Source organism: Leeuwenhoekiella sp. A16, assembly GCF_047946675.1.
GTDB lineage: Bacteria > Bacteroidota > Bacteroidia > Flavobacteriales > Flavobacteriaceae > Leeuwenhoekiella.
This window is the reverse complement of record NZ_CP172313.1, coordinates 4,001,863-4,024,595: the sequence shown is the minus strand read 5'-3', so window position 1 is coordinate 4,024,595 and position 22,733 is coordinate 4,001,863. Positions and strand designations below refer to the sequence as shown.

Sequence of the window (22,733 nt, the reverse complement as noted above, 5' to 3'; positions counted from 1 at the left end):
TTTATGATTTTTCTGAAAGTTGCATGACCTGATGTAAATATTTTTCGAGTTCGTAAGCCCTTACCGTAGAACTGTGCTGATTAAGGATGTGTTGCCTCGCATTTTTACCAATTTGTTTGCGGTCTTGTTCTGAAATTGAGTTAAAGTAATCAAGAACTTCCTGTGTAGAATCTGCGAGAAGAATTTCTGAATCCGGGTCAAAAAAAGTTTGAATTCCATCCCATTTATCTGAAATAACGGGAACTGCACATGCAGCTGCTTCAAAAAGTCTTACACTAGGCGAGTAACCAGCTTTAACCATATCTGCACGGGTAATATTGAGAGCATATTTTTGTGAGTTGTAAAATTTGCGGTGCTCAATGGGAGGAAGATGTTGTATACGTTCTACGTTAGTAGACCACTTAATATCATTAGGATATTGAGGTCCCGCAACTACAAATTTTCCTTCTTTATAAATAGAAGCCGTTTTATTTAATAATTTTTCTACAGCAGGTTGTCGATCTGGACTGTAAGTACCTAAATATCCCATTTGATAATTGGGTTCTCTGTTCTCAGGATAATAAAGATCTGTATCTACAGAACAGTATAAAGCTCTGGCCATGGGAGATTTAAATTTTTCTTCCAGTTGTGTTAATATGGGGCCTCCAGAAAATGATAAGTAAAGATCATACTGAGGTATTAGTTCAGGATGCAGGTATTCATAATCCTGCTTCTTAAGTTTTGCCAGAGTCACAGGGGTGTCAATATCATAGAAAGCTGTTACACCCTGTGCAACGTGATTAACCCAAGATCCAATTTCAACACCTTGTTGCACGTAAGAACCCACAATTACTACATCTGCAGATGAAACTATATGCTTATAGTTTGTTTTTAGCTCCTCATTAGAGTTATATAAAAAAAGATCACAAAAGGCAGGTTGAGGCATATCTCTGTTTTGAGCATAGTAGGACATATCTTTTTCAAAAAAAGTTATTTTATGACCACGTGCTGCAAGTTGCTTTAAAAGAGATCTGTAAGTTGTTGGGTGACCATTACCCCACGAAGAGGTAATAGAAAGACCTATTATCACAATTTTCATATTTTAGGTTTTGATGGTTGGAGATTGAGTTGAATTACTTCTTCCAGCAATTGGGCTCGGTGAGCGTAGGTATGAATGCCTATAACTTTCTTAAATGCAGCCTGCCCAATTTCTTTTGCCTTTTCTGGAGTAAGATTTTCTATTATTTCTTCTATGTCTTTACCGTCTTTTGCAATGAGTATCTCTTTTTCAGGTGTGAAAAAGGTTTCTATCCCTTTCCAGTAATCTGTAATTATACATGCGCCCGCGCCTGCCGCTTCAAAAACTCTGGTAGCGGGAGAAAATCCATACTTAGCCATGCTATCCCTGCTTATGTTAAGAATAGCAAGCGGGGAGCAGTTAAAGGCGTTATGATCTTTAGTGTATACATGACCTACATAGGAGATATTATCTGGTAATTCTTTATCTGCCCAGCCACTCCCGCCTAGAATAAATTTGTAATCCGGAAGATTTGCTGCAGGTCGTATAAAGAAGGTTTCTACTCTTTTTTCTCTGTCTGGTAATCTATTGCCTAAAAAAGAGAGAGCTCCTTTATAGTGTGCTTGTGGTGAAACAGGAAAATGTGTGTCTATATCTAAAGCATTATATATTGGAATACATTTTTGCGCACCATTTTTAAAATAAGCATCGATTACTGGTCTACCGCCACCATAGGTCAGGATAAGATCATAAAGTGGTATAAGTTTATGAAAAGGATCGTTAGCATGAGTTTCTAATCTATCAAGAGTTGCTGGTGCATCTACATCCCAAAATATAATAAGATTATCATCGCGTTTCATATGTGCGATTTCTTCTTCTAAAAATTCATCAAAAACTCCTACACCACTGGTCTTTATTATAACGTCTGCTTCTTCCTGAGCCTTTCTTAACAGGCCGCGAAGGGTAACCTTATCATCCTCGTAAATGATGACCTTACACCAATGTGGATCGTCAATATCACGATGCTTTTGTCTTTCATATATATCAGGTTCATAAAAAGTCACCCGGTGCCCCATTTTGTGCAATGCTTTTACAATACCACGATAATATGTTGCAGCACCATTCCAATATGCAGAAACTATGCTTGAACCAAAAAAGGCTATTTTAAGATTACTATTTTCCATGATTAATTCTCATTTTATTAACTAATGGCGATTCAATTTGATTTAAAATGGCCTCAAGCTCATCTACTCTGTGAGCACATGTATGTTTATTTAAAATTGTTTGATACCCATTATTAGAAAGGCTTTGCGCGAGTTGTGCACTTTTAAGCACCTCTGCAATTCTATATCCCATATCATTTCCTGACTTGACCATTAAAAAATCAGCTCCAGGCGAAAAAAGATGTTCTTTATCTTGCCACGGTGAGGATATTAGAGGTATACCGCAAGCCATCGCTTCAAAAGGTCTTATAGTGGGTATACCCGGTAACATTTTCACATAAGGTCTTCTGGGCACATGTACGGTAACTTTATATCTGGCAAAAACTTCTGGTACTTTATAATTAGGGAGCCAGCCGCCATATTCTATGCCTGCATCATCGAGGGCTTTTAATGCTTTTTGCGGATAACGTACTCCAAAGACTTTCGCTTTTATGCCTAATTCTTTTACAGGTTCTATTAAAAACTCATTTAATTCTTCTGTGCGTTCATCGTCTCCCCAATTGCCTATCCATACAAGATCACCTTCTTTATCTTGATTGCGTTCTGGTTTAAATAATTCTGTATCTGCTGCTTCGTGCCAAGTAAATACTTGGGGAAACCATTGCTTACGCTCATAGATTTCTTTTAAAACATTGCCAAAAACAAGAGCCGCATCATAATTATCAAAATTATACTGTGACATACTTTTTATGTTAGACACTGCTCTGTGATGTGTATCATGAAAAAGAAGTTTATAATCATACTTATCTTTTTCAGCGCCTATTTCTGCAATAAGTTCTTTGCTGTTCCACTCATGAACGATTACCACGTCTGCATCGCCCAGCATGGCTTTATAATTAAGTTGCTCTTCCGGATTATAAAATTGCGGGTGCAGCGTTGGGTAATACTGTCTAAATTCGTCAAGTTTGTCTACACCATGATCTTTAATCAGATTTGTAAGACTCCATCCGTTCTCAGGCTCATAGACGTCTACCTCATGATTACGTTTTATTAATTCTTTTACAATGCCGCGTAAGAAATGAGCATTACCATGATTCCAGTCTGAATACAAAGAGTGATAAAAGAGGACGAACTTCATATGCTAACAGTTGATGGTTGTTTTGTTAATAATACTGGGTTAAGCATTTCCCGGTAAAGGTTGTAGTAGTTTTCTGCCATTATTTTAGCGGAATAAAAACCTGCCTTTTTATATGCTTTTTCGGCTAAATCATGCCTAAAATTGGTATTGTTGATTAGAAGCAGGACAATTTGCAATAAGTCTTCTGCATCAAGCGGATCAAAGAAAACAGCATTATCTTGCCAAATCTCCTCCATGGTATCTATGTGGCTGAGTACTAAAGCGCATTCACATTTAGCAGCTTCTAAAACACCTAAACCAAAAGGCTCATACAGAGAAGTACTCACATAAATTGAAGCTTTTTTCATCCATGTTTCTAAACTTGTTTTAGACAAGTTTCCCAGGAAGAACACATTTTTTATCTCGACCGGTTTACCGGTATTGGGATGTACATTCTCACCTGCAACATAAACAGGCCACGGCAGACGAGGTGCGATATGGCATAACAAGTGAAGATTTTTACCTTCGTCCCATATTCGGCCAGAACATAAGATCATATCTTCTTTTTCTAATCGAGAAGAGGAATGTAAATCGCAGCCGTTGTAAATAGTTTGTGTTTCTACATTAAGCTCTATCTGCTCTACGATTTCTTTACGAAAGGAATTAGAAGGGAAAATGGCGATATTTGCCTGTTTTAAGGCGATTTTCTTATGCTTTAGGTAAATTTTAAATTCCTGTGGCGGATTTTCTCCTTTTACAGCTCTAAACCAGCTTTCTACACAGGAGTGATAAACTGTAATTACAGGGCAAGTATTTCTGGTCTTAAATTTTGTAAAATTGTTTAGATGAATAATATGAGGCTGAACCGTTTGATAGATAGCTGTTAACCATTTTTCTGATTTCTCAACATCGCGCCAGGGATCCTGCATCCATTCTAATTTGAAATCGCTTTTGTACAAAATGGTGTTGGGAATTTTACTAATTGTTCTCTCCTGATCACGAGTAGGCCATCTTCCCAGAGCTGCAAGGTGTATCTCTACATCATAAAGGGCCAAGGCTTTACATAACTGGCAAACATATGACCATACACCCCCCAGTGTGTCTGTTGTCATCAATATTTTTAATCGTTTACCTGCCATAAATCTCATCAATAATTTCTGCGATTTTTATGAATTCCTGCGCCGTTCTCGCATTGTGACCTTTACCATCAAGAAGGTCCTGAGCCCAGACTAAGCCCGCTCTGCCACTCCAGTCATCAGGTTGATTGACTAATGTTTGTGTTGAGGTACCTGTATATTTTTCAGCAATGAAATCATAGAAGGAACCGTTAATATTTTTAAAGCTTGCGGTTCCGTTTGTGCCAAAAAATTCAGCCTTGATAATAGCATCTTTGCCTGCAGAGACATGCCAGGAGCATCGCAGATTTATAGAAGTATGGTTATCGGCAATCAGTTTTACATCTGCAAAATCTTCAACTTGCTCACCTATGTTACTTATTTTCTGACCTCGCGAGTAAAGGTGAGTAGTGCTTACTTCAACTTCAGGAAAATCTAGCGCCCACATTGCCAGATCAATCAGGTGTATGCCCAGATCTATTACGCAGCCGCCTCCTGATTTGTGTATATCATAAAACCACGGCTTGTCTGGCCCGTACGCATTATGAAATATGAGGTTGACTGAAAAAATAGTACCCAGTTCACCAGATTGAATAAGATCATAAACTGCTTTAAAAGCCTTTGTATAGCGATAAGAAAGATCAACAGCAAGTAGTTTATCTGCATTTTTAGCAGCAGTAACAACTTCTTTAACCTCTGCAGCGCTGCGGCCCAGAGGCTTCTGGCAGAATACAGATTTGCCGGCATTAAAAGATTGAATACACTGTGCTGCATGCATTGCACTGGGAGTAGCTATAACCACACCGTCAATTTCAGCTTTACAAACCTCTTCTATAGAAACTGCTTTTCTTGCTTTTGGGGCGGATTTTTGAGCTTCTAGGGCGTTTTTAGCATCGGTTTCAGCGATAATTTCTGCATCTGCTTGCGCATTGTTCAATAATACCTCCATTCTGTTACGGCCTATCCAGCCTACGCCTATAAAGCCAAGTTTTAAATGCTGAACTGAAGATTTATTTAAGGTTTCTAATTGCATAGCTAAATATTTTTTCAGTTGAGGATTAGAGCTTTTATAAAACCATCTGGCCGATGCTCAAGATTTTGTAATGCCTGGTCTAGGTCTGCTAAAGCAAATGTGTGTGTAAATAGGGGGAAGGGGTCCATTTTACTTGTCTCTATGGCGAGAAAGGCCTTTCTTATTCCGTTTAGATATTGTTGAGGATCGCGCTCATGAGCATTTATCATATCTATCCCTCTCCAGTTAAGCAGCTGTACATTTAAACTGCGCATACCTCCCTGATGAAAACCCGCAACTATTAATTTACCTTTCTCTGCTGTAAGTTCTATACTCAGGTTGAGAGGCCATTCTTTACCGGTAGCTTCAATTACCCGATCGCAAAACTTACCATGTGTGATATCCCTGACCTCTTCAATTATTTTTTTATGATCATGCATGGGTATCAAGTGATCTGCACCAGATTGTGCTGCAGCCTGAAGCGAAAAATCTCTTTGTGAAATAGCTATTACTCTAGCTCCATCAGATTTAAGTAATTGTATGAGCAACAGGCCTAAAAAGCCACAGCCTACAACAGCAACGGTTTGTCCTGCTTTTATATCACTGCGCGCGAATATATTCATGGCACATCCCAAAGGTTCACCGGGAAATGGTTTATCGTCAAATAAATCTGGCATAACCACTAGATTTTCGGCTTTAGCTGTGTCAAATTCCGCGTAAGCGTTATAAGATAGTCCCGTAACTCTTTGTCCCGGGGTGAGATTTGTCACATCATCACCCACTTCTTCTATTATACCCCAGCCTTCATGACCGGGATTGCCTGCTTCTACAGGATAAGAAAACCATTCTCTGCCTTGCCAAACCGGAATATTAGATGCACAAACACCACAACCTTCTATTTTTATAAGCACCTCATCATTTTCTGGCTTTTTTCTCGATACTTCTATAACTTCTAATTCACCTGGATTTTTAATGACGGCAGCTTTATAAAGTTGTGATTTGTGTACCGGTGGCGTGCTTTGTAAAGTTCTGCTCATTCTCATACGGTAATTTCATTTTTAGTTGATGTACGTTTTGAGGTTATTCTATTTGCTGTAAGCCAATTTATTATTGAGTCAATACCTTTATCAACAGAGTACTTTGGCTCCCAACCTGTAAATTCATGAAATTTAGTAGTGTTAGAAACATAATATTGTTGATCTCCTGTGCGCCACTCTTCAAAAGAGGTATTTATATTTTCACCAGTTTGATCTTTTATAATTTCAAGTAGTTCGAGTAAACTCACTGTGTTTTGTGCGCCGCCACCTATATTGAAGACTTCACCTTTAACAAGGTCAATGTGCTTATGGGCAAGCAGAAAAGCTTCCACCAGATCATCTACATAGAGTATATCTCGCACCTGCTTGCCATTACCATAGATGGTGATAGGTTTATTTTCTAAGGCGTTGATTAAAAAATGAGCCACCCAGCCCTGATCTTCTGTTCCAAATTGATGAGGACCGTAAATACAACTCATCCTAAATACAACTGTTTTGATTCCGAAGGAACGGGAATAATCTAGTATATATTGATCTGCTCCTCCTTTTGAACAGCCATACGGACTATGAAAATCAAGAGCTCTTTTTTCATTTACGCCCCGAAGCTGTATTTCCTTATCCTCTGGTATATAACGGGTCTTTTTTTCAATCATTCTTACATCTGTAAGATTGCCATATACTTTATTTGTAGATGTAAAGAATAAGGGTGGTTTATGAGATGATTTTCTTATAGCCTCAAGTATATTAAAAGTGCCTTCCAGATTAACCTGAAAATCATGAAGCGGATTAATAAGTGAAGTAGTTACAGCAACTTGGGCCGAAAAATGAAATATTGCCTCTGCATGTTGAACGCTTTGTTCTAGTAGCCGCGTCTCTTTAACATCTGCTATTTGTATTAAAAGAGATGAAGGATATTCTTTTTTTAACCATTGTAGATTCTCTTCTACACCATCTCTACAAAGATTGTCATATATCATGACGCGTTTACCTTCCTGCAGTAGTCTGCTAGCAAGATTTGTCCCTACAAAGCCAGCTCCACCGGTTATAAGAATATAATTCTCATCTGTGTTGAGTAAATATTCTTTATGTAGATAGTCATGATCAAAAATTGCTTTAACCCCTTTTTTAGCTAATAGCTTATATAGTAGCTTAGGTGAATCATCAATCTTTTTAAGGCCAAAATGATATTCCCGCTCGTCGAGATGAAAACCTCCTACGGTAGCATTTTTAGGTGCGAGATCTTTTAAACTGTACCAATAAATTCTGTCTGCACTGGTTTGTATTACATTTTTAAATTCTTCAAATTGTTTATATTCATCACACTGCCAGGTAGAAAAGCCAACTTCTGAAATCCACAGTTCTTTTTTAAGGTCAAAACGCTCGAGTACTTTTTTTACATGGTTAATATTTTCCTTCCATCCTTCCCACTGCTGGTCAAAGACGTGAGGAAACCCATGAATGCCTATTGCATCAATATTTTCTAGTGTACCTTTTTCGGCCATCATTTGTAACCAGTTTGGGTCTATGGGGCTCATGCCGCCCAGGAGGGTTTTCTTTCCTCTTTCTTTTGCCCAAAAGGCAGCCATATCTATCATGGTAGAGAACTTGTTCCATGAATAATCTAAAGTGAAATCATATTCAATTTGATTATTGGGTTCGTTCCATAATTCTACCCATTCAAAATACTTCCCATAGCGGGTTATCATAACATCAATAAAATCTGCATAGGCTTTAAGATATTTGGGTGGTGATGAAGTTTTTGCCACCACACCAATAGAAGGAGGTGTGTAAAGAAAGCATGGCAGAATCTCAATTTCGTTTTGATGCAACTGCTCAAACATCCAGTCGTACCACTCTTGCGTACCTTCTACATACCAATCTGCCCAGGAAATACCGGTACGTAAATTCTTTATTCCAATATTTTTAAGGTCTGCAATTGCATTTTTTACTTCTTCATACTCTCCCGGTCTAAACCACTCTAGTATACCAATTACAGGTGTTTTTTTTATTTCAGCATTGATCATCTTTAAATACATTAAACGGTTAGTCCTCTTGAGGCAAGCTCAACACTTGCTTTATTTACATTATCTATGGCAATTTGATCTTTTAACCAATCTGCAAGTTCAGCAAGACCATCTTCCAGATCAATTTTTGGTTCAAAATCTAAAAGTTCACGGGCTTTAGAAATATCTGCAAAACAATGTCTTATATCTCCTATTCTGTATTTGCCGGTAACTTCTGGCTGTATATGCTTCTTCATAACTGCAGCAAGTCTCTCTGCGAGTTCTATAACGGTGTATTGCCTGCCGCTGCCAATATTAAAAACCTCATTATTAGCTGTTGATTTTTCCATGGCATATCTACATGCTCGAGCAACATCTTTAACATGAATAAAATCTCTTTTTTGTAAACCGTCTTCAAATATCATGGGAGCACGCTCATTAAGAAGCCTTGAAGCAAAAATGGCAAGCACCCCAGTATATGGGTTTGATAAAGCCTGTCTTGTGCCATATATATTAAAGAATCTGAGGGCTGTAGTAGGGATATTATAAGCTTTACCCGTCATCAAGCATAATCTTTCCTGGTCATATTTAGAAAGCGCGTATACAGATGATAAATTGGGTTTTTTATTTTCTGGTGTAGGTACGGGAGAAAGAATAGAACTCTCATTTTGCATCTCCCAGTTGTCGTTTTTGAGATCCTCTATGTTTCTTTGGCAACTGCTATAGGGTTTACCTTCTTTATCTGCATACAACCCTTCACCATAAATGCTCATACTTGAAGCTACAACCAGCTTTTTTACAGGATTTTTAATGAGTTGTTCTAAAAGAACAGCTGTACCCAGATTATTTACCTCTGTATAATCTTTAATTTGATACATACTTTGACCTACGCCTACCATAGCTGCCAGGTGAAAAACAGTATCTATCCCTTCAAGGGCCTGTGAGACAGCATTCTCATCACGTACATCTCCTATCTGCAGCTCGACCTGAGAATTTAAATAATCAGGTCTTTTGGCTTGCCCGCCATGTACCTGTGGCGACAAGTTATCTAATGCTCGCACAGTGTATCCATTATCTATAAGTTCATCTGCCAGATGTGAGCCAATAAAGCCTGCTCCCCCTGTAATTAATACTTTTCCTTTCATGTACTGGATTTAAGGTTTTAAATGAAATAACTATTTATGTGTGGAGGTGATTATTACTTATTATGCTTTTAATAGAAATGGTGAGATAAAATATTATTGTACAATAGGTACGATTGCAGTAAACCGAAAGCCCGCCGGACAATTTTGAGAATAGTAAACTCTGAAGAGATTGAAAAAGAAGGAGCCAATGCAAATTTTGAAGCGATTATCAGCATCGTATAAAGATTTAGGTTGTTAGTTGCTTTAGAAGAAAGAGATATTTATTACTCGTGTCTACGGGGGTAGAATATTAAGGGATCACGAATAAAAACAATTACTAACTATATTGATAGTCAGAAGTTTCTTTCTTTCTTATTCAAATTTAGGAGAGACAGCAGCTTTATCCTAATAGAAATTATTTAAATATTTCTTAAAACAATGTTTTATTAGTTTAAAAACAATTATTAATGATAATAAAAACTCTAAAAAATAATAAAGTAACCCAATGCATATATTATAGCATAAAAAAAACGGCTTGTAACAGCCGTTTTTAAAGTTCTAAAATTCCGTTTTATTAGGGTTTCAAAATTACCTTAATACAATTGTCTTCCTTATTTTTAAATATATCATACGCTTTAGGGGCGTCTTCTAGTTTCATTCTATGGGTAATAACAAATGAAGGATCAATAAGGCCGCCTTCTATTTTTTCCATTAAAGGCTTTAAATACCGCTGCACGTGAGTTTGACCCATTTTAAATGTTAGAGCCTTATTCATTGCTGCTCCAAAGGGAACTTCATTAACCATCCCAATATAAACACCGGGAATAGAAACAGTACCTGCCTTTTTACAACTCATCATTATCTGTTGCAAAACATAAGGACGGGACATAGGCATTTGTAAAACTTCTTTTGTTTTGTCTATAGCCTTGCCAATAAAGGTGTCACCATGTGCCTCTGCACCCACGGCATCAATACAAGAATCTGGTCCTTTACCGTTAGTCATTTCCATTAATTTCTCATAAACATCATCACGGGCAGTAGTTCTAATTGTTTCTGCTTTACCATGAGTTTCTGCCATATTAAGCCGTTCAGGAACATTGTCAATAGCAATTACTCTGCCAGCACCCAGCATCCAGGCGCTTTGTATAGCAAACTGACCCACGGGACCACAGCCCCATATAGCTACCGTATCTCCCGGTTTTATATCTGCATTTTCTGCTGCCATATAACCTGTAGGAAAAATGTCAGATAAAAATAAAGATTGTTCATCTGTAAGGTTGTCTGGTACTTTAATAGGGCCTACATCTGCATAAGGAACACGCACATATTCAGCCTGACCACCGTCAAAACCTCCTAACATATGAGAGTATCCAAAAATACCTGAAATCGTGTGACCTAAGTTGGCTTTAGCCAAATCTGGATTGGGATTAGAATTATCGCATAATGAAAATAACGTGTCATTACAATAATTACAGTGACCACAAGCTATAGTAAAAGGTACTACCACGCGGTCTCCTTTTCTAAATTTTTTCACATTGCTTCCTAATTCTACAACTTCTCCCATGAATTCATGACCCAGAATGTCTCCTTTCTCGGTAGTGGGAACCATCCCGTCTACAAGGTGTAAATCTGAACCACATATTGTGGTTGAAGTTATTTTAAGAATTATATCATTAGGATCCTTAATTGTAGGATCGGGAACATTGTCTATACGCACATCATTGCGTCCATGCCATACAAGTGCTTTCATAAAAATAAGTTTGAGTTGTTAATTAGTTTTTATGAAATTTAGTAATAACCCAATCCTAATAATTATAATGAAATCGTAATTCACATATATTTAAGTTTTTAGAATTGTACTAGAATATAAAAAGCCTGAAAAAATCCAGGCTTTTATTAGTAGAATGATTTTATACTACTTCAGTTTATCTAAAGTCGATTTTATAAAAGACTCACCACTTTCCATTTGCTCTTTCTGGGCGAAAGCAGCAGGATCTGGCATTCCTAAATTGGGTTTTTTGCCCTGAGGGACCGCTTTTTCAAATGTAAATTCTCCTTTTCCATCTATAGAAGTTCCTTCACTCCATCTTCCTTTAGCTTTAGAATCCCCATTGATATGAGTAGAAATAAAGTTGTAGTTAAAGTTTTGGTTTTCTTCCTCTTGTGGGAAGCTGTTAGGTATAGGGTGATTTCCTTTTAGCCCGCCTATCTCTTCAAGAACTGCTAACCATTGATTTTGATGCATCGTGTCACGTGCTATGAGAAAAGAAAGCATATCTTTCATTCCTTTATCATCTGTAGATTTCCATAAACGAGTGGCCAGTACACGTCCTGCAGACTCTGCAGTTACATTAGCATACATATCTGCAGCCAGATTACCTGTGCCAATTACCCATGACCCATTAAAAGGTACACCATTACTATCTACAGCCATAGCAGCCATACCACTAGAGAGAATATGGCGCGGATTTGCACCGCCCATAATTTGATCGAGAAAAGGATCTTTTGCCATTTCGTCTTTTAAGTTATTTGATGCTCCTTCCAGATTGAGAGCTACCGCTGTAGATAATAATTCTACATGCGCCAATTCTTCTGTTGCGGTTTCTAAAAGCATATCGCGATACTTTTCGGGTCCTCTGGCACCCCAGGCTTGAAAAAAGTATTGCAGACATACTTTTATTTCTCCTTCTATACCGCCTATGGCTTGTTGCAACATTTTTGCAAATTGAGGATTAGGTTTGTCTACTTTTACCTCATACTGTAATTTTCCGTCGTGATAAAACATAATTTTAGTTTTTTGATTATTAGTTAATTAAAGTATTCTAAAATTATATGACGAAAATTATTTATTATTTGAAATTAACTTTTTTAACTAATGATAATAAATTTTTTGTACGAAAAAAATAGCGTTTTTTCATCTGTAGAGCCATTTTTTGCCTGTTTTAAGGCGTTTTTTAAACAGTTATTCTTGTTATTTATTTGTTAACAGGGGAATACCTTAATAAAATAGCATGAAGAAAAATTGCTGTAGAAGTATATTTTTTAAATTTTATTTACTGAAGTTGCCATTACATATGGCTAAACCAAAAACGAGATGGAGATATATTTAATTGTGGGCATAGGTCTGGTTGTTTTGACCTTTATAGACTTCTTTCATACCACACTCTCAAGTGAGGGATATGGTTTTCTTTCGCGAAGCATAAATAATGGACTAACTTATCTGATTTTAGGCCCTAAAAGTCGGTTTTTATATAAATATTCGGGATTATTACATCTGCTCGTGAACTCGTTTATCTGGCTAGTGCTGCTTCTCGCCGGTAGTTACCTCATTTTTTTGAGTGAACCAGATATGGTAGTAAATAGTGTGACAAAAGTGCCGGCTTCTGCAATAGAGCGATTCTATTATACATGCTATGTCATCTCTACAGCAGGAATAGGTGATTATATACCGGGTAATAACCTAAGCCGGGTGTTGAGTGGTGTTGTGTCTTTCTCTGGCTTTATCATGCTCACTATGAATATTACTTATCTTATTGCTGTACTTAATGCTGTAAATCACAAAAAGAATCTGGCTACTTATATTTCTACTATGGGAGAAGATGTAGAAAGTCTGTATACATATTTACTGCAGGATGGAAAACTCGCTTTAGAAAGTACAAGCGATTTGCGTACACTAATTCTAAAGCATAATGTAAATCATTTTTCATATCCTGTTATTCAAAGGTTTTTAAGCAATTCTAATAAATTAAGCGCAGTGGTGCAGTTAGCAAGTTTATATGAGGTGTTGCGGGTGGTAAAAAACAGGTTAGACATTTCTTCTCAACAAGTGAAGAAAATAGACGCGCTTTTAGCAGCTATTGATGATTATCTTGAGATTCATAAAAATGAGAAATTTAAAGACGAAAAGCGCTTGGCAGAGTTAGGCCAAATGAGAATGATATGGCTAGAGAGATATAAAGAGAAAATTATTCAACCACAAAAAATGGATAGTTTAGTAACTTCAACTTTAAAAAGTATAGGCAAGGAGTGGACAGATGTCTATACAAATTCTCGTAGTTAAAGAAATTCCAGTTGTGATAGGAAAGATAAATTATTTTTGATTTTTTAAGTACTCCAAGTAATATAATAATATGATTGTAAACTATTGATTTTCAATAATTTAGGTATGAAATTTAAGTCTTGAGTTTTGTATACATCTTTTCGAAATAATATAATATAAAAATTAAGGTTGTATTTTACCCCGCCATCCAGAAAAATAAGCTAAAATGGCCTGAAAAAGGCAATAATTAAGACCCCCATTGAATGAGTAAGAAGTTATGCAGTGTTATAACAGGAACAGGAATATACCTTCCTAAACGAAAGGTTAAGAATGAAGATTTTCTAAAGCATGAATTTTATCAATCTTGTGGTAATCGTATCCCAAAAGAGAATCAGGAAGTTATTGATAAATTTCTTGAGATAACTACTATTGCAGAGCGCCGCTATGTAGATGATAATATGGTTGCTTCAGATATGGCTTATCATGCCGCACAAGAAGCAATCACAGATGCCGGGATTGATAAAGAAACTCTTGATTATATTATAGTAGCACACAACTTTGGCGATATAAAACATGGCAGCAATCGCACAGATATGGTTCCCACGCTGGCTGCACGTGTAAAGTATAAATTAAAAATAGAAAATCCCGATACTGTAGCCTACGATCTTCCCTTTGGTTGCCCTGGCTGGGTGCAAGCGGCCATACAAGCAGATTATTATATAAAATCTGGTGATGCCAAAAGAATTTTAATAATTGGTTCTGAGACCCTATCCAGAATTATTGATCCTCACGATCGAGATAGTCTTATATACGCAGATGGGGCAGGAGCTACTATTTTAGAAGCTTTTGAAACAGATAAACCTAAAGGTATCATTAGTCATAAAACGAGATCTGATACTTACATTTATTCTAAAATGTTAACCATGGCCGGGTCTTATAAGCAGGATCCTGAACTGGAGAAAGATCTATTTTTAAAAATGAACGGTCGCAGATTATATCAATATGCACTTGAAAATGTTCCGGCTTCTATAAAAGCCTGTCTTGACAAAAGCGGAATAGACATACGTGAAGTAGATAAGGTTTTAATTCATCAGGCTAATGGCAAGATGGACGATGCGATAATAGAACGCCTTTATAAATTATATGATATCGATGAAGTACCTGAAGGTATTATGCCCATGATCATTTCATGGTTAGGCAATTCATCTGTGGCAACTGTTCCTACGTTGCTCGATCTTATTTTAAAAGGAAAATTAGAAGGTCATTCAATTAATGAAGGTGATACAATCGTTTTTGCATCAGTAGGGGCAGGGATGAATATTAACGCAATAGTTTATAAGGTTTAAAAAAATATTCAAAAAACTTTTAACCCTCAGGCAGCTTACGTTTGAGGGTTTTTTTATACCTAAATCTTAAAAAATTTGGCTTCTTGTAGACCATAGAATTAAAGTATTCCTAAAATAGATATTTATCATGGTAATTGAAATTTCTCTTTGTAATTTTAATTGAAATTATAAATGAATATGTGATTTACTATAATTTTAATTTATTATTAAAATATGTAAGTCATTGAATATAAATAAAATTGCTATGACAAAGTATAAAGATTTAAACCTCAATTATATTGCAGGTACATGGAGAAAAGGAAAAAGCAAATCTACAATTGATAACAAAAATCCCTACACACAAGAAACAATTTTTACAATAGCTGCCGCTAATAAGGATGATGTTGATGAGGCTTATGAAGCTTCCGCGAAAGCTCAAAAAGAATGGGCACAAACAACGCCATCTCAAAAGCGTAATGTTTTTGATAAAGCGGTGGCAATCATGCTGGAGCGTAAAGATGAGATCAAAGAATGGATTATTAAAGAATCTGGAGGTACAGACGTAAAGGCAGAGACTGAGTGGATGATCGCTATGGAATCCTTGAGATTTTCATCTGGCTATCCCTATGAGATAAATGGTAAAATATTTCCATCTATAGTTCCCGGTAAAGAAAGCCGGATGTACAGAAAACCGCTAGGAGTTATAACTGTTATCAGTCCATGGAATTTTGCACTCAATCTTTCTATGCGATCTGTGGCTCCTGCATTAGCCACAGGTAACGGGGTTGTACTTAAGCCTGCAGGTTTTACACCAGCGACAGGAGCAACTCTGTTAGCTAAAATATTTGAAGAAGCAGGATTGCCAAAAGGATTATTTAATGTAATTCTTGGTAAAGGCTCAGAAATTGGGGATTACATTGTAGAGCATCCCACTTCAAAATTAGTTTCATTTACGGGATCAACGCCTGTGGGTCGTGGTATCGCCCAGAAAGCAGGCGGCCAGTTTAAAAAGCTGAGTTTAGAATTAGGTGGTAATAATGCTTTTATCGTGCTTGATGACGCAGATGTTGACTTGGCAGTAGAAGCTGCTGTTTTTGGTAAATTTATGCATCAGGGACAGATCTGTATGGGTATAAACAGAATTCTTATTGATGATAAGGTTTATGATGAATTTACAGAGAAATTTATAGCCAAAGTAAAATCACTTAAAGTAGGCGACCCTTCTAAAGAAGGAATTTCAGTAGGACCAGTTATTGATGAAAGCCAGACAAAAGGTATTGTCGAGATGATTGATAAAGCAATTGAAAATGGAGCCAAATTAGAAACAGAGCGAAAAGTTGAAGGAAATATTATACATCCTGTAGTTTTCACAAATGTGACCAATGATATGGACATCGCTCAACATGAGATTTTTGGTCCGGTAGCTTTATTGATAAAATTTAACGGAGATGAAGAAGCTATAAAATTTGCTAACGATACAGATCTTGGTTTAAGCGGCGCTGTACATTCTGCAAATACAGAACGTGCGCTCTATGTTGCTCAACATGTTGAAACAGGAATGATGCATATTAATGACCAACCGGTAAATGATGATGCAAATGCTGTTTTTGGTGGCGAAAAGAATTCTGGTGTAGGTAGATTTAACGGTGAATTTGTAAAAGAAGAATTTACAACTGCTCAATGGATAACCGTTCAACATAAAGAAAGGGACTACGCTTTCTAAATAGATTAATAATTATATATGTAAAAAGCCGGTATAAAAACCGGCTTTTTTTGTGAGAAAATCGGTCTAAAATGAGCAAAATCTCCTTTTGGCAATACATAAAGAAATCCTAAATTATAGGTAATTGTTATTAATATTTTGGCAATTGTAGTACTTTTCGATAAAATTAGACTTTATTATTATTATAAATAATAAGGCGCCCTCAAAAAGAAAACCAATACTTAGTCAGTTCGTGGCCAAAAATCACTCACACAATACAGAAAACCATATTATAATAGGCATAGGAGCCAGTGCTGGTGGGCTTCAGGCACTAAAGGATTTTTTTGATAACGTTCCGCACCACTCACCATATACTTATATTGTAGTTCAACATCTTTCGCCAGACCATAAAAGTCTTATGGCAGAACTGTTGAGTAAGAATACTAAAATACCCATAATAGAGATATTAGACGATTCAGAAATTAAAATGAATTGTATTTATCTCATTCCGCCTACAAAAAATCTAATAATAGAAAACCAACACCTGCGTCTTTTAGATAAACCTAAAGGGATGCAGTTAAACCTTCCTATTAATTTGTTTTTTGAATCTTTAGCAGAATATAGCGGTCAAAACTGCGCGGGCATAATCTTAAGTGGGACGGGAAGTGATGGTTCTCGAGGTATTAAAGCCATTAAGGAAAAAGGTGGCGTTGTAATGGTACAGACTCCAGAGCAGGCTAAATTTGATGGTATGCCAAAAAGCGCCATCAATACGGGCTGTGCAGATTTTATTGTGCCCGTAGAGCAGATGAGTGACGAGCTGGTTACTTTCTTTAAAACAGCTAATAATATAGAATTTGATACAGAGCTGGTAAACTATGAAGAGCATATTCTCAATGAGATCCTTCAGGTACTTAAACAAAATACCGCTCTTGATTTTGGCTTGTATAAAAGACCCACGTTATTAAGACGCATTGCAAAACGTATGCGTGTTGTTAAGACAAACTCACTTGAAGAGTACTTGACTTACATTAAGATTGAAACTGATGAAATACAAGTACTGTACAACGAGTTTCTAATAGGTGTCACTAAATTTTATCGAGATTATAAAGCTTGGGAAACCTTAGAAAATAAGGTGATTCCAGATCTTGTGAGATCAAAGGAGGAAGGTGATATACTTAAAATTTGGGAAGTAGGTTGTAGTACGGGTGAAGAAGCTTATTCTTTAGCCATAAGTTTTAAAGAAGAAATTGAGGCCCAGCAAAAAGATATAAAATTAAAGATCTTTGCCACAGATATATCTCAGGACCATCTTGATATTGCAGGAAACGGGTCTTATGAAGAAGGCGTAGCAGGAGATATTTCGGTAGAATTGCTTGAAAAATACTTTGAAAAGGATGAGCTCAATAACTATAAAGTAAAAGACTCAATTAGAAAATCTGTGATTTTTTCAAATCACAATATAGTGCAGGATCCGCCATTTAAAAATATGGATATGGTGGTTTGCAGAAACCTGTTAATCTATCTTCAAAACTCTGTTCAAAACAAAGTAATTCAGGTATTGCATTATGCCTTAAGCCTAAAAGGAATTTTATTTTTAGGTAGCAGTGAATCGTTAGGTGTACATGAAAAATATTTTAATGGGATTGACAGAAAGTGGAAAATTTTTGAAAATAAACAAGTTTCAAAAAGATTGAGAAGCGAAATATTGAAATCTACGGCAAACAGACTTGAACTAAAATCATATAAAAAAGCATCTAAAGACCTTACACCTGTTCCCAATTCTGTCTCAGAGAATTTGAAGATAGATATAAGTGATGCTGTAATAGAGCATTTTGGCGCGACCAGTATATTTGTAGATGACGAGCTAAATGTGATGGAAGCAATGGGCGCATTTAGAAAGTATGCAGCTTTTCCTGAAAGTGGTTTCTCGACCAATTTGTTGCAAATGGTCCCTGAAGAACTTAAAGGCGCAATTACTACTGCGGTTAGAAGAGCTGTACGTTCTAAAAACGTTGTTTTTTATAAAGATGCTTTAGTAAATAAAGAAAAAGTTTCAAAAACTGTTGATCTGCTTGTAAAGCCTTTACAGCAAACAGTTAATGAGTCAAAATATAACTTTATCATTACTCTCATAGAGAAAGAAATAAAAGAGGATGGTAAGACAATTTTTCAAAAAGCTACAACAAATAAAACATCACAGGAGCGCATAAAAGATCTTGAAGAAGAGTTGGGAGAAACTCAAATGGATCTTAAAAGAGCTCTTGAAGAAGCAGAAACAAGTAATGAAGAATTACAGGCAGCAAATGAAGAATTGCTGGCTTCTAATGAGGAGTTACAAAGTACAAATGAAGAACTGCAAAGTGTAAATGAAGAATTGCACACAGTAAATGCCGAGTATATACAAAAGATGGAAGATCTTGCGCAGCTAAACGCAGATATGGATAATCTTCTTGATAGTACGCGCATTGGTACTGTTTTTCTTGATAAAGATCTAAGAATTAGGAAGTTTACCCCGGCTGTAAAAGAGCACTTTAAGTTGATGAAACAGGATATAGGAAGATCTATTGATAATTTCATCGCAAATTTTGGGATTGGTAAAAAGGCAAATCTTCTCGATAATTCGAAAAAAGTGATGCGTACTTCTCAGGTATTTGAGAAAAATATACGCAGTAAATCTGGCAGGTACTTTATACAGCGTATTTCACCATTTGTCTCATCTGAAGGTAAAGTAGATGGTGTTGTAATCACGTTTATAGATATTACAAAAGTTCACAAATCGCAGGAAGAATTGCGTAAGAGTGAAGAAAAATTCAAGGCATTCTATGAAGACGATCCTGTGATGCACGTTAGCATTAATTCAAGTACAGGAACAATTTTAGAGTGCAATAAATTATTAGTAGAAACTTTAGGTTTCGCAGATAAAAAAGACCTTATAGGTCGCTCGGTTTTTGATTTTTACACCAGAGAAAGTAAGTTAAAAGCTGTAGAAATACAGAATTCTATCCGTGATTTCTCTAGTATTAAGAATGAAGAGATGATCATGATCGCAAAAGACGGGCGAGAAATACCCATCATGCTAAACTCTGATGTTTCTCTAGACGAGCAAGGTAACCCAACCATAGTACGATCTGCACTTGTTGATATTTCTGAACTTAAAGTCGCTCAGACCGCGTTACAGCAGCAGAAAGACGATCTAGAACGTATTAACAAAGATCTTGAGCAATTTGTTTCTATTTGCTCTCATGATTTGCAGGAACCGCTTTCTACTATTCGATTTAGCAGTGACTTTATCAGCAAGAAGTTCAGCGATGAGCTTAACGAAAAAGGAAAAGAATATTTGGGCTACATCCACGAAGCTTCGGGCCGCATGGCAGACCAGATCAAAGCCTTATTAGAACACAGCAGAATAGGGCAGGACCTTAAAAAGACCAAAGTAAATATTGCAGAACTGGTCGAGATCGTGAAATATGATCTCAGCCGAAGAATCAAAGAATGCGATGCTCAGATTCATGTAGGTAAAATGCCTAATCTTAAGGTGTATCAAACAGAACTGCGATTACTTTTTCAAAACCTTATTGGTAATGCCATTAAATATAACCGTAAAGGTGTAAAACCAGAGATACGTATATCTGCTTTTCAGGAAGGTTCATACTGGACTTTTGCCATCACAGATAATGGCATAGGCATAAAAGAAGAAGATCTGGATTCTATTTTTAAAATTTTTGGTAGAGTACCTACCGAAGAAAAATATGAAGGTACAGGCGTAGGGCTTGCTCATTGTGATAAGATTGTAAAATTACATGACGGTAAGATCTGGGTAGAATCTCAGTACGGCGTGGGAAGTACTTTCTATTTTAAAATCAAAGTATAAACATTTATGTCAACCCCTTCATCTTTATATCCTAAAAACGTAGATCTTACAAACTGCGATAAAGAACCTATTCATATTCTGGGTAAAACTCAGGATCATGGTGTTCTGCTGGCATGCAATAAGGTATCAATGATCATCGAGCAATGCAGCACAAACAGCGAGTTGGTTTTTGATAGATCTGCATCTAAATTACTAGGCACAACTCTGGATGAATATCTTGATGCTGAAGCAATTAATAAACTAAAAAGTAACCTTTTAGGCAATAAAATCAAGCCTTTTGAGGTGAAAATCGGGCAGGAATCATGGATTTTGATCGCTCATGACAACGGTGAAGCTGTTATTCTAGAATTAGAACCCTTAGGGTCAAGTTTCGATTCGCTAGAATACCAGCAACAGCTAACAGATATTGTTTCAAATCTGGGATCTGTTAAGAATGAGCAGGATATGTGCGATGAGGCTGCCATGCTAATAAAAGACTTTCTGGGTTATGATCGTGTCATGATCTATCAGTTTGACGCAAACTGGAATGGCACAGTAGTTTCTGAAGCTAAAGAAGAAAGACTTGAAAGTTGGTTAGGCTTACATTATCCTTCTACAGATATTCCGCAGCAAGCGCGAAAATTATTTTTAAAACAAGGAGTACGTATTATTGCAGATGTTGATTCTGCAGGAGTTCCTATTACTTCAAATATTGTAGATACCACAAAAGCACCCCTTGATTTATCGCGTAGCGAATTAAGAGCTGTATCTCCCATTCATATAGAATATTTACAAAATATGGGTGTAGGCGCCACGCTAACGGCAGCCATTGTAGCAAATAATACGTTGTGGGGTCTTATAGCATGTCACCATTACAGTCCGCGATTTATAAATTTCTATCACAGATTGTCCTGTAAATTCTTGACACAAGTTTTTTCTACCCAACTGGTTTTGAGAACTTCAAATACTGTTTTAAAGAAAGTCAATAATTCTACTCAGGTGCGCAGTAAATTAATTGAGCAGATAAGCCAGGACTGGAATATACACGAAGGTCTTGCGGCTAATGCGCTCACCTTGCTTGATATTTGTGATGCAGAAGGTGCGGCAATCGTCATAGACGGGAAAATCACAAGACTGGGCAATGCGCTCGAGGAAGAACATATAACCTCTTTGCTGGATTGGATCGCAGAAACGCAATCATCAGATCTGTTTGCGACAGAGTTTCTTTCTTCTTTAAATGATGATTTCTATTCTTTTAAAGAAGTAGCATCAGGAGTTCTATGTGTTTTTATTTCAAAATTTAAAAGAGATGCTTTAATTTGGTTTAAACCAGAAATAAAACAAACAGTTACCTGGGCCGGTAATCCAGAAAAAGCAGTAAAAATAAACAGCGATGAGAGGCTTTCGCCAAGAAAATCTTTTGAAAAGTGGTCTGAAGAGCAGGATGCACGTTCTGCACCCTGGGAAGATTATGAGATAGCAGCTGTACAAGCTTTAAAACAAAGTATTTCTGAAGTGATTATTCATAAATATGAAGAGGTAAAATCGCTTAACGAAAAGCTTAAAAAAGCATATGATGAGCTGGAATCTTTTAGTTACAGCATATCACATGATCTACGTGCCCCATTGCGTGGTATAGATGGTTTTGCGCAGATCATTAAAGAGGATTACTATGATAGTCTTGATGAATACGGTAAATCTGCTATAGAGACTATTATCAACTCTACAGATAAAATGAATGAGTTGATAGATGATATTCTTGCATTTTCGGGACTTAGTCAAAAGCAGGTTAATTCGGGCGAATTGTCGTTGTCTCAGATAGTAAGCGAAGTAATTTCTCTTCTCAATACTAAAGATATTTATCCCGCTACAGAGATTAAAGTAAGTGAAGAATTTCCGGTAGTACATGGCGACAGGTCATTAATATTTCAGCTTGTAAGTAATTTAATAGGCAACGCACTAAAATATTCTGCACAGAAAGAGAAGCCTATGGTTGAAATAGGATATTTAAAAGAAGATAAACCAGTTTTCTTTGTGAAGGATAATGGGATCGGGTTTGATGAGAAGCATGCAGAAAATATCTTTGGTGTTTTTAACAGGCTCGTGGGGAATGAGTATGAAGGCTCAGGTATAGGTTTATCTATTGCCAAGCGCGTAGTTGAAAAACATGGCGGTGAAATTTGGGTAAAAAGCGAAATAGGTGGAGGAACCACTTTTTATTTTACATTGGGTTTATAAAAGCCATT

Annotated in this window: 15 protein-coding genes; 5 read left to right on the top strand and 10 right to left on the bottom strand. The window is 36.6% G+C overall.

The genetic code is table 11. From position 1 onward, the window contains the following. Position 1: 1 nt before the first annotated feature. The 10 genes from ACH3O9_RS17540 to ACH3O9_RS17495 form a co-directional block, all read right to left on the bottom strand. On the bottom strand, positions 2 to 1,078 hold the full coding sequence (locus ACH3O9_RS17540; RefSeq protein ID WP_416442591.1) for a CgeB family protein: 1,077 nt from the start codon (positions 1,076 to 1,078) through the stop codon (positions 2 to 4). After that, on the bottom strand, positions 1,075 to 2,181 hold the full coding sequence (locus tag ACH3O9_RS17535; RefSeq protein WP_416442589.1) for a CgeB family protein: 1,107 nt from the start codon (positions 2,179 to 2,181) through the stop codon (positions 1,075 to 1,077). Before ACH3O9_RS17535 ends, ACH3O9_RS17540 begins: the two co-directional genes overlap by 4 nt. Beyond that, complete coding sequence (locus tag ACH3O9_RS17530) at positions 2,171 to 3,298, bottom strand: CgeB family protein (protein WP_416442586.1); 1,128 nt, start codon at positions 3,296 to 3,298, stop codon at positions 2,171 to 2,173. Before ACH3O9_RS17530 ends, ACH3O9_RS17535 begins: the two co-directional genes overlap by 11 nt. Then, positions 3,295 to 4,389: a glycosyltransferase gene (locus ACH3O9_RS17525; protein ID WP_416442584.1), complete on the bottom strand. Its 1,095-nt coding sequence runs from the start codon at positions 4,387 to 4,389 to the stop codon at positions 3,295 to 3,297. Before ACH3O9_RS17525 ends, ACH3O9_RS17530 begins: the two co-directional genes overlap by 4 nt. A 16-nt stretch (positions 4,390 to 4,405) precedes the next feature. Then, positions 4,406 to 5,425 (bottom strand): Gfo/Idh/MocA family protein, encoded by a 1,020-nt coding sequence (locus tag ACH3O9_RS17520; protein ID WP_416442582.1) that lies wholly within the window; start codon positions 5,423 to 5,425, stop codon positions 4,406 to 4,408. A 14-nt stretch (positions 5,426 to 5,439) separates the two neighbouring features. Then, a complete protein-coding gene (locus ACH3O9_RS17515; protein WP_416442580.1) occupies positions 5,440 to 6,441 on the bottom strand; it encodes an MDR/zinc-dependent alcohol dehydrogenase-like family protein in 1,002 nt (333 codons plus the stop codon). A 2-nt stretch (positions 6,442 to 6,443) separates the two neighbouring features. Then, on the bottom strand, positions 6,444 to 8,465 hold the full coding sequence (locus tag ACH3O9_RS17510) for a GDP-mannose 4,6-dehydratase (RefSeq protein WP_416442578.1): 2,022 nt from the start codon (positions 8,463 to 8,465) through the stop codon (positions 6,444 to 6,446). Positions 8,466 to 8,476: 11 nt separating this feature from the next. Then, complete coding sequence (locus ACH3O9_RS17505) at positions 8,477 to 9,589, bottom strand: NAD-dependent epimerase/dehydratase family protein (RefSeq protein WP_416442576.1); 1,113 nt, start codon at positions 9,587 to 9,589, stop codon at positions 8,477 to 8,479. Positions 9,590 to 10,142: 553 nt separating this feature from the next. Next, complete coding sequence (locus ACH3O9_RS17500; protein ID WP_416442574.1) at positions 10,143 to 11,318, bottom strand: zinc-dependent alcohol dehydrogenase; 1,176 nt, start codon at positions 11,316 to 11,318, stop codon at positions 10,143 to 10,145. Positions 11,319 to 11,483: 165 nt separating this feature from the next. Further along, complete coding sequence (locus tag ACH3O9_RS17495; protein ID WP_416442572.1) at positions 11,484 to 12,353, bottom strand: manganese catalase family protein; 870 nt, start codon at positions 12,351 to 12,353, stop codon at positions 11,484 to 11,486. Between the two features lie 309 nt (positions 12,354 to 12,662). On the opposite strand from ACH3O9_RS17495, the gene ACH3O9_RS17490 reads away from it, so the two are divergent. From ACH3O9_RS17490 to ACH3O9_RS17470, 5 genes are all read left to right on the top strand, one after another. Continuing rightward, positions 12,663 to 13,628 (top strand): potassium channel family protein, encoded by a 966-nt coding sequence (locus ACH3O9_RS17490; RefSeq protein WP_416442570.1) that lies wholly within the window; start codon positions 12,663 to 12,665, stop codon positions 13,626 to 13,628. Positions 13,629 to 13,870: 242 nt separating this feature from the next. Then, positions 13,871 to 14,953, top strand: coding sequence for a 3-oxoacyl-ACP synthase III family protein (locus ACH3O9_RS17485; protein WP_416442568.1), 1,083 nt, complete (start codon positions 13,871 to 13,873; stop codon positions 14,951 to 14,953). 244 nt (positions 14,954 to 15,197) lie between these two features. Then, positions 15,198 to 16,655, top strand: a complete 1,458-nt coding sequence (locus ACH3O9_RS17480) for an aldehyde dehydrogenase family protein (RefSeq protein ID WP_416442566.1) — start codon at positions 15,198 to 15,200, stop codon at positions 16,653 to 16,655. A 232-nt stretch (positions 16,656 to 16,887) separates the two neighbouring features. Continuing rightward, the gene (locus tag ACH3O9_RS17475) at positions 16,888 to 20,508 is read left to right on the top strand and encodes a chemotaxis protein CheB (protein ID WP_416442564.1); all 3,621 of its coding nucleotides are present in this window, start codon (positions 16,888 to 16,890) and stop codon (positions 20,506 to 20,508) included. Between the two features lie 6 nt (positions 20,509 to 20,514). Next, positions 20,515 to 22,725 (top strand): ATP-binding protein, encoded by a 2,211-nt coding sequence (locus tag ACH3O9_RS17470; RefSeq protein ID WP_416442562.1) that lies wholly within the window; start codon positions 20,515 to 20,517, stop codon positions 22,723 to 22,725. Positions 22,726 to 22,733: the final 8 nt, after the last annotated feature.

What these genes read in the sequence shown, in the direction of transcription:
- ACH3O9_RS17520 (WP_416442582.1), bottom strand. Translation starts at nt 5,425, where the DNA reads ATGCAATTAGAAACCTTAAATAAATCTTCAGTTCAGCATTTAAAACTT.
- ACH3O9_RS17500 (WP_416442574.1), bottom strand. Translation starts at nt 11,318, where the DNA reads ATGAAAGCACTTGTATGGCATGGACGCAATGATGTGCGTATAGACAAT.
- ACH3O9_RS17535 (WP_416442589.1), bottom strand. Translation starts at nt 2,181, where the DNA reads ATGGAAAATAGTAATCTTAAAATAGCCTTTTTTGGTTCAAGCATAGTT.
- ACH3O9_RS17470 (WP_416442562.1), top strand. Translation starts at nt 20,515, where the DNA reads ATGTCAACCCCTTCATCTTTATATCCTAAAAACGTAGATCTTACAAAC.
- ACH3O9_RS17505 (WP_416442576.1), bottom strand. Translation starts at nt 9,589, where the DNA reads ATGAAAGGAAAAGTATTAATTACAGGGGGAGCAGGCTTTATTGGCTCA.
- ACH3O9_RS17515 (WP_416442580.1), bottom strand. Translation starts at nt 6,441, where the DNA reads ATGAGCAGAACTTTACAAAGCACGCCACCGGTACACAAATCACAACTT.
- ACH3O9_RS17495 (WP_416442572.1), bottom strand. Translation starts at nt 12,353, where the DNA reads ATGTTTTATCACGACGGAAAATTACAGTATGAGGTAAAAGTAGACAAA.
- ACH3O9_RS17540 (WP_416442591.1), bottom strand. Translation starts at nt 1,078, where the DNA reads ATGAAAATTGTGATAATAGGTCTTTCTATTACCTCTTCGTGGGGTAAT.
- ACH3O9_RS17485 (WP_416442568.1), top strand. Translation starts at nt 13,871, where the DNA reads ATGAGTAAGAAGTTATGCAGTGTTATAACAGGAACAGGAATATACCTT.
- ACH3O9_RS17510 (WP_416442578.1), bottom strand. Translation starts at nt 8,465, where the DNA reads ATGATCAATGCTGAAATAAAAAAAACACCTGTAATTGGTATACTAGAG.
- ACH3O9_RS17530 (WP_416442586.1), bottom strand. Translation starts at nt 3,298, where the DNA reads ATGAAGTTCGTCCTCTTTTATCACTCTTTGTATTCAGACTGGAATCAT.
- ACH3O9_RS17490 (WP_416442570.1), top strand. Translation starts at nt 12,663, where the DNA reads ATGGAGATATATTTAATTGTGGGCATAGGTCTGGTTGTTTTGACCTTT.
- ACH3O9_RS17480 (WP_416442566.1), top strand. Translation starts at nt 15,198, where the DNA reads ATGACAAAGTATAAAGATTTAAACCTCAATTATATTGCAGGTACATGG.
- ACH3O9_RS17525 (WP_416442584.1), bottom strand. Translation starts at nt 4,389, where the DNA reads ATGACAACAGACACACTGGGGGGTGTATGGTCATATGTTTGCCAGTTA.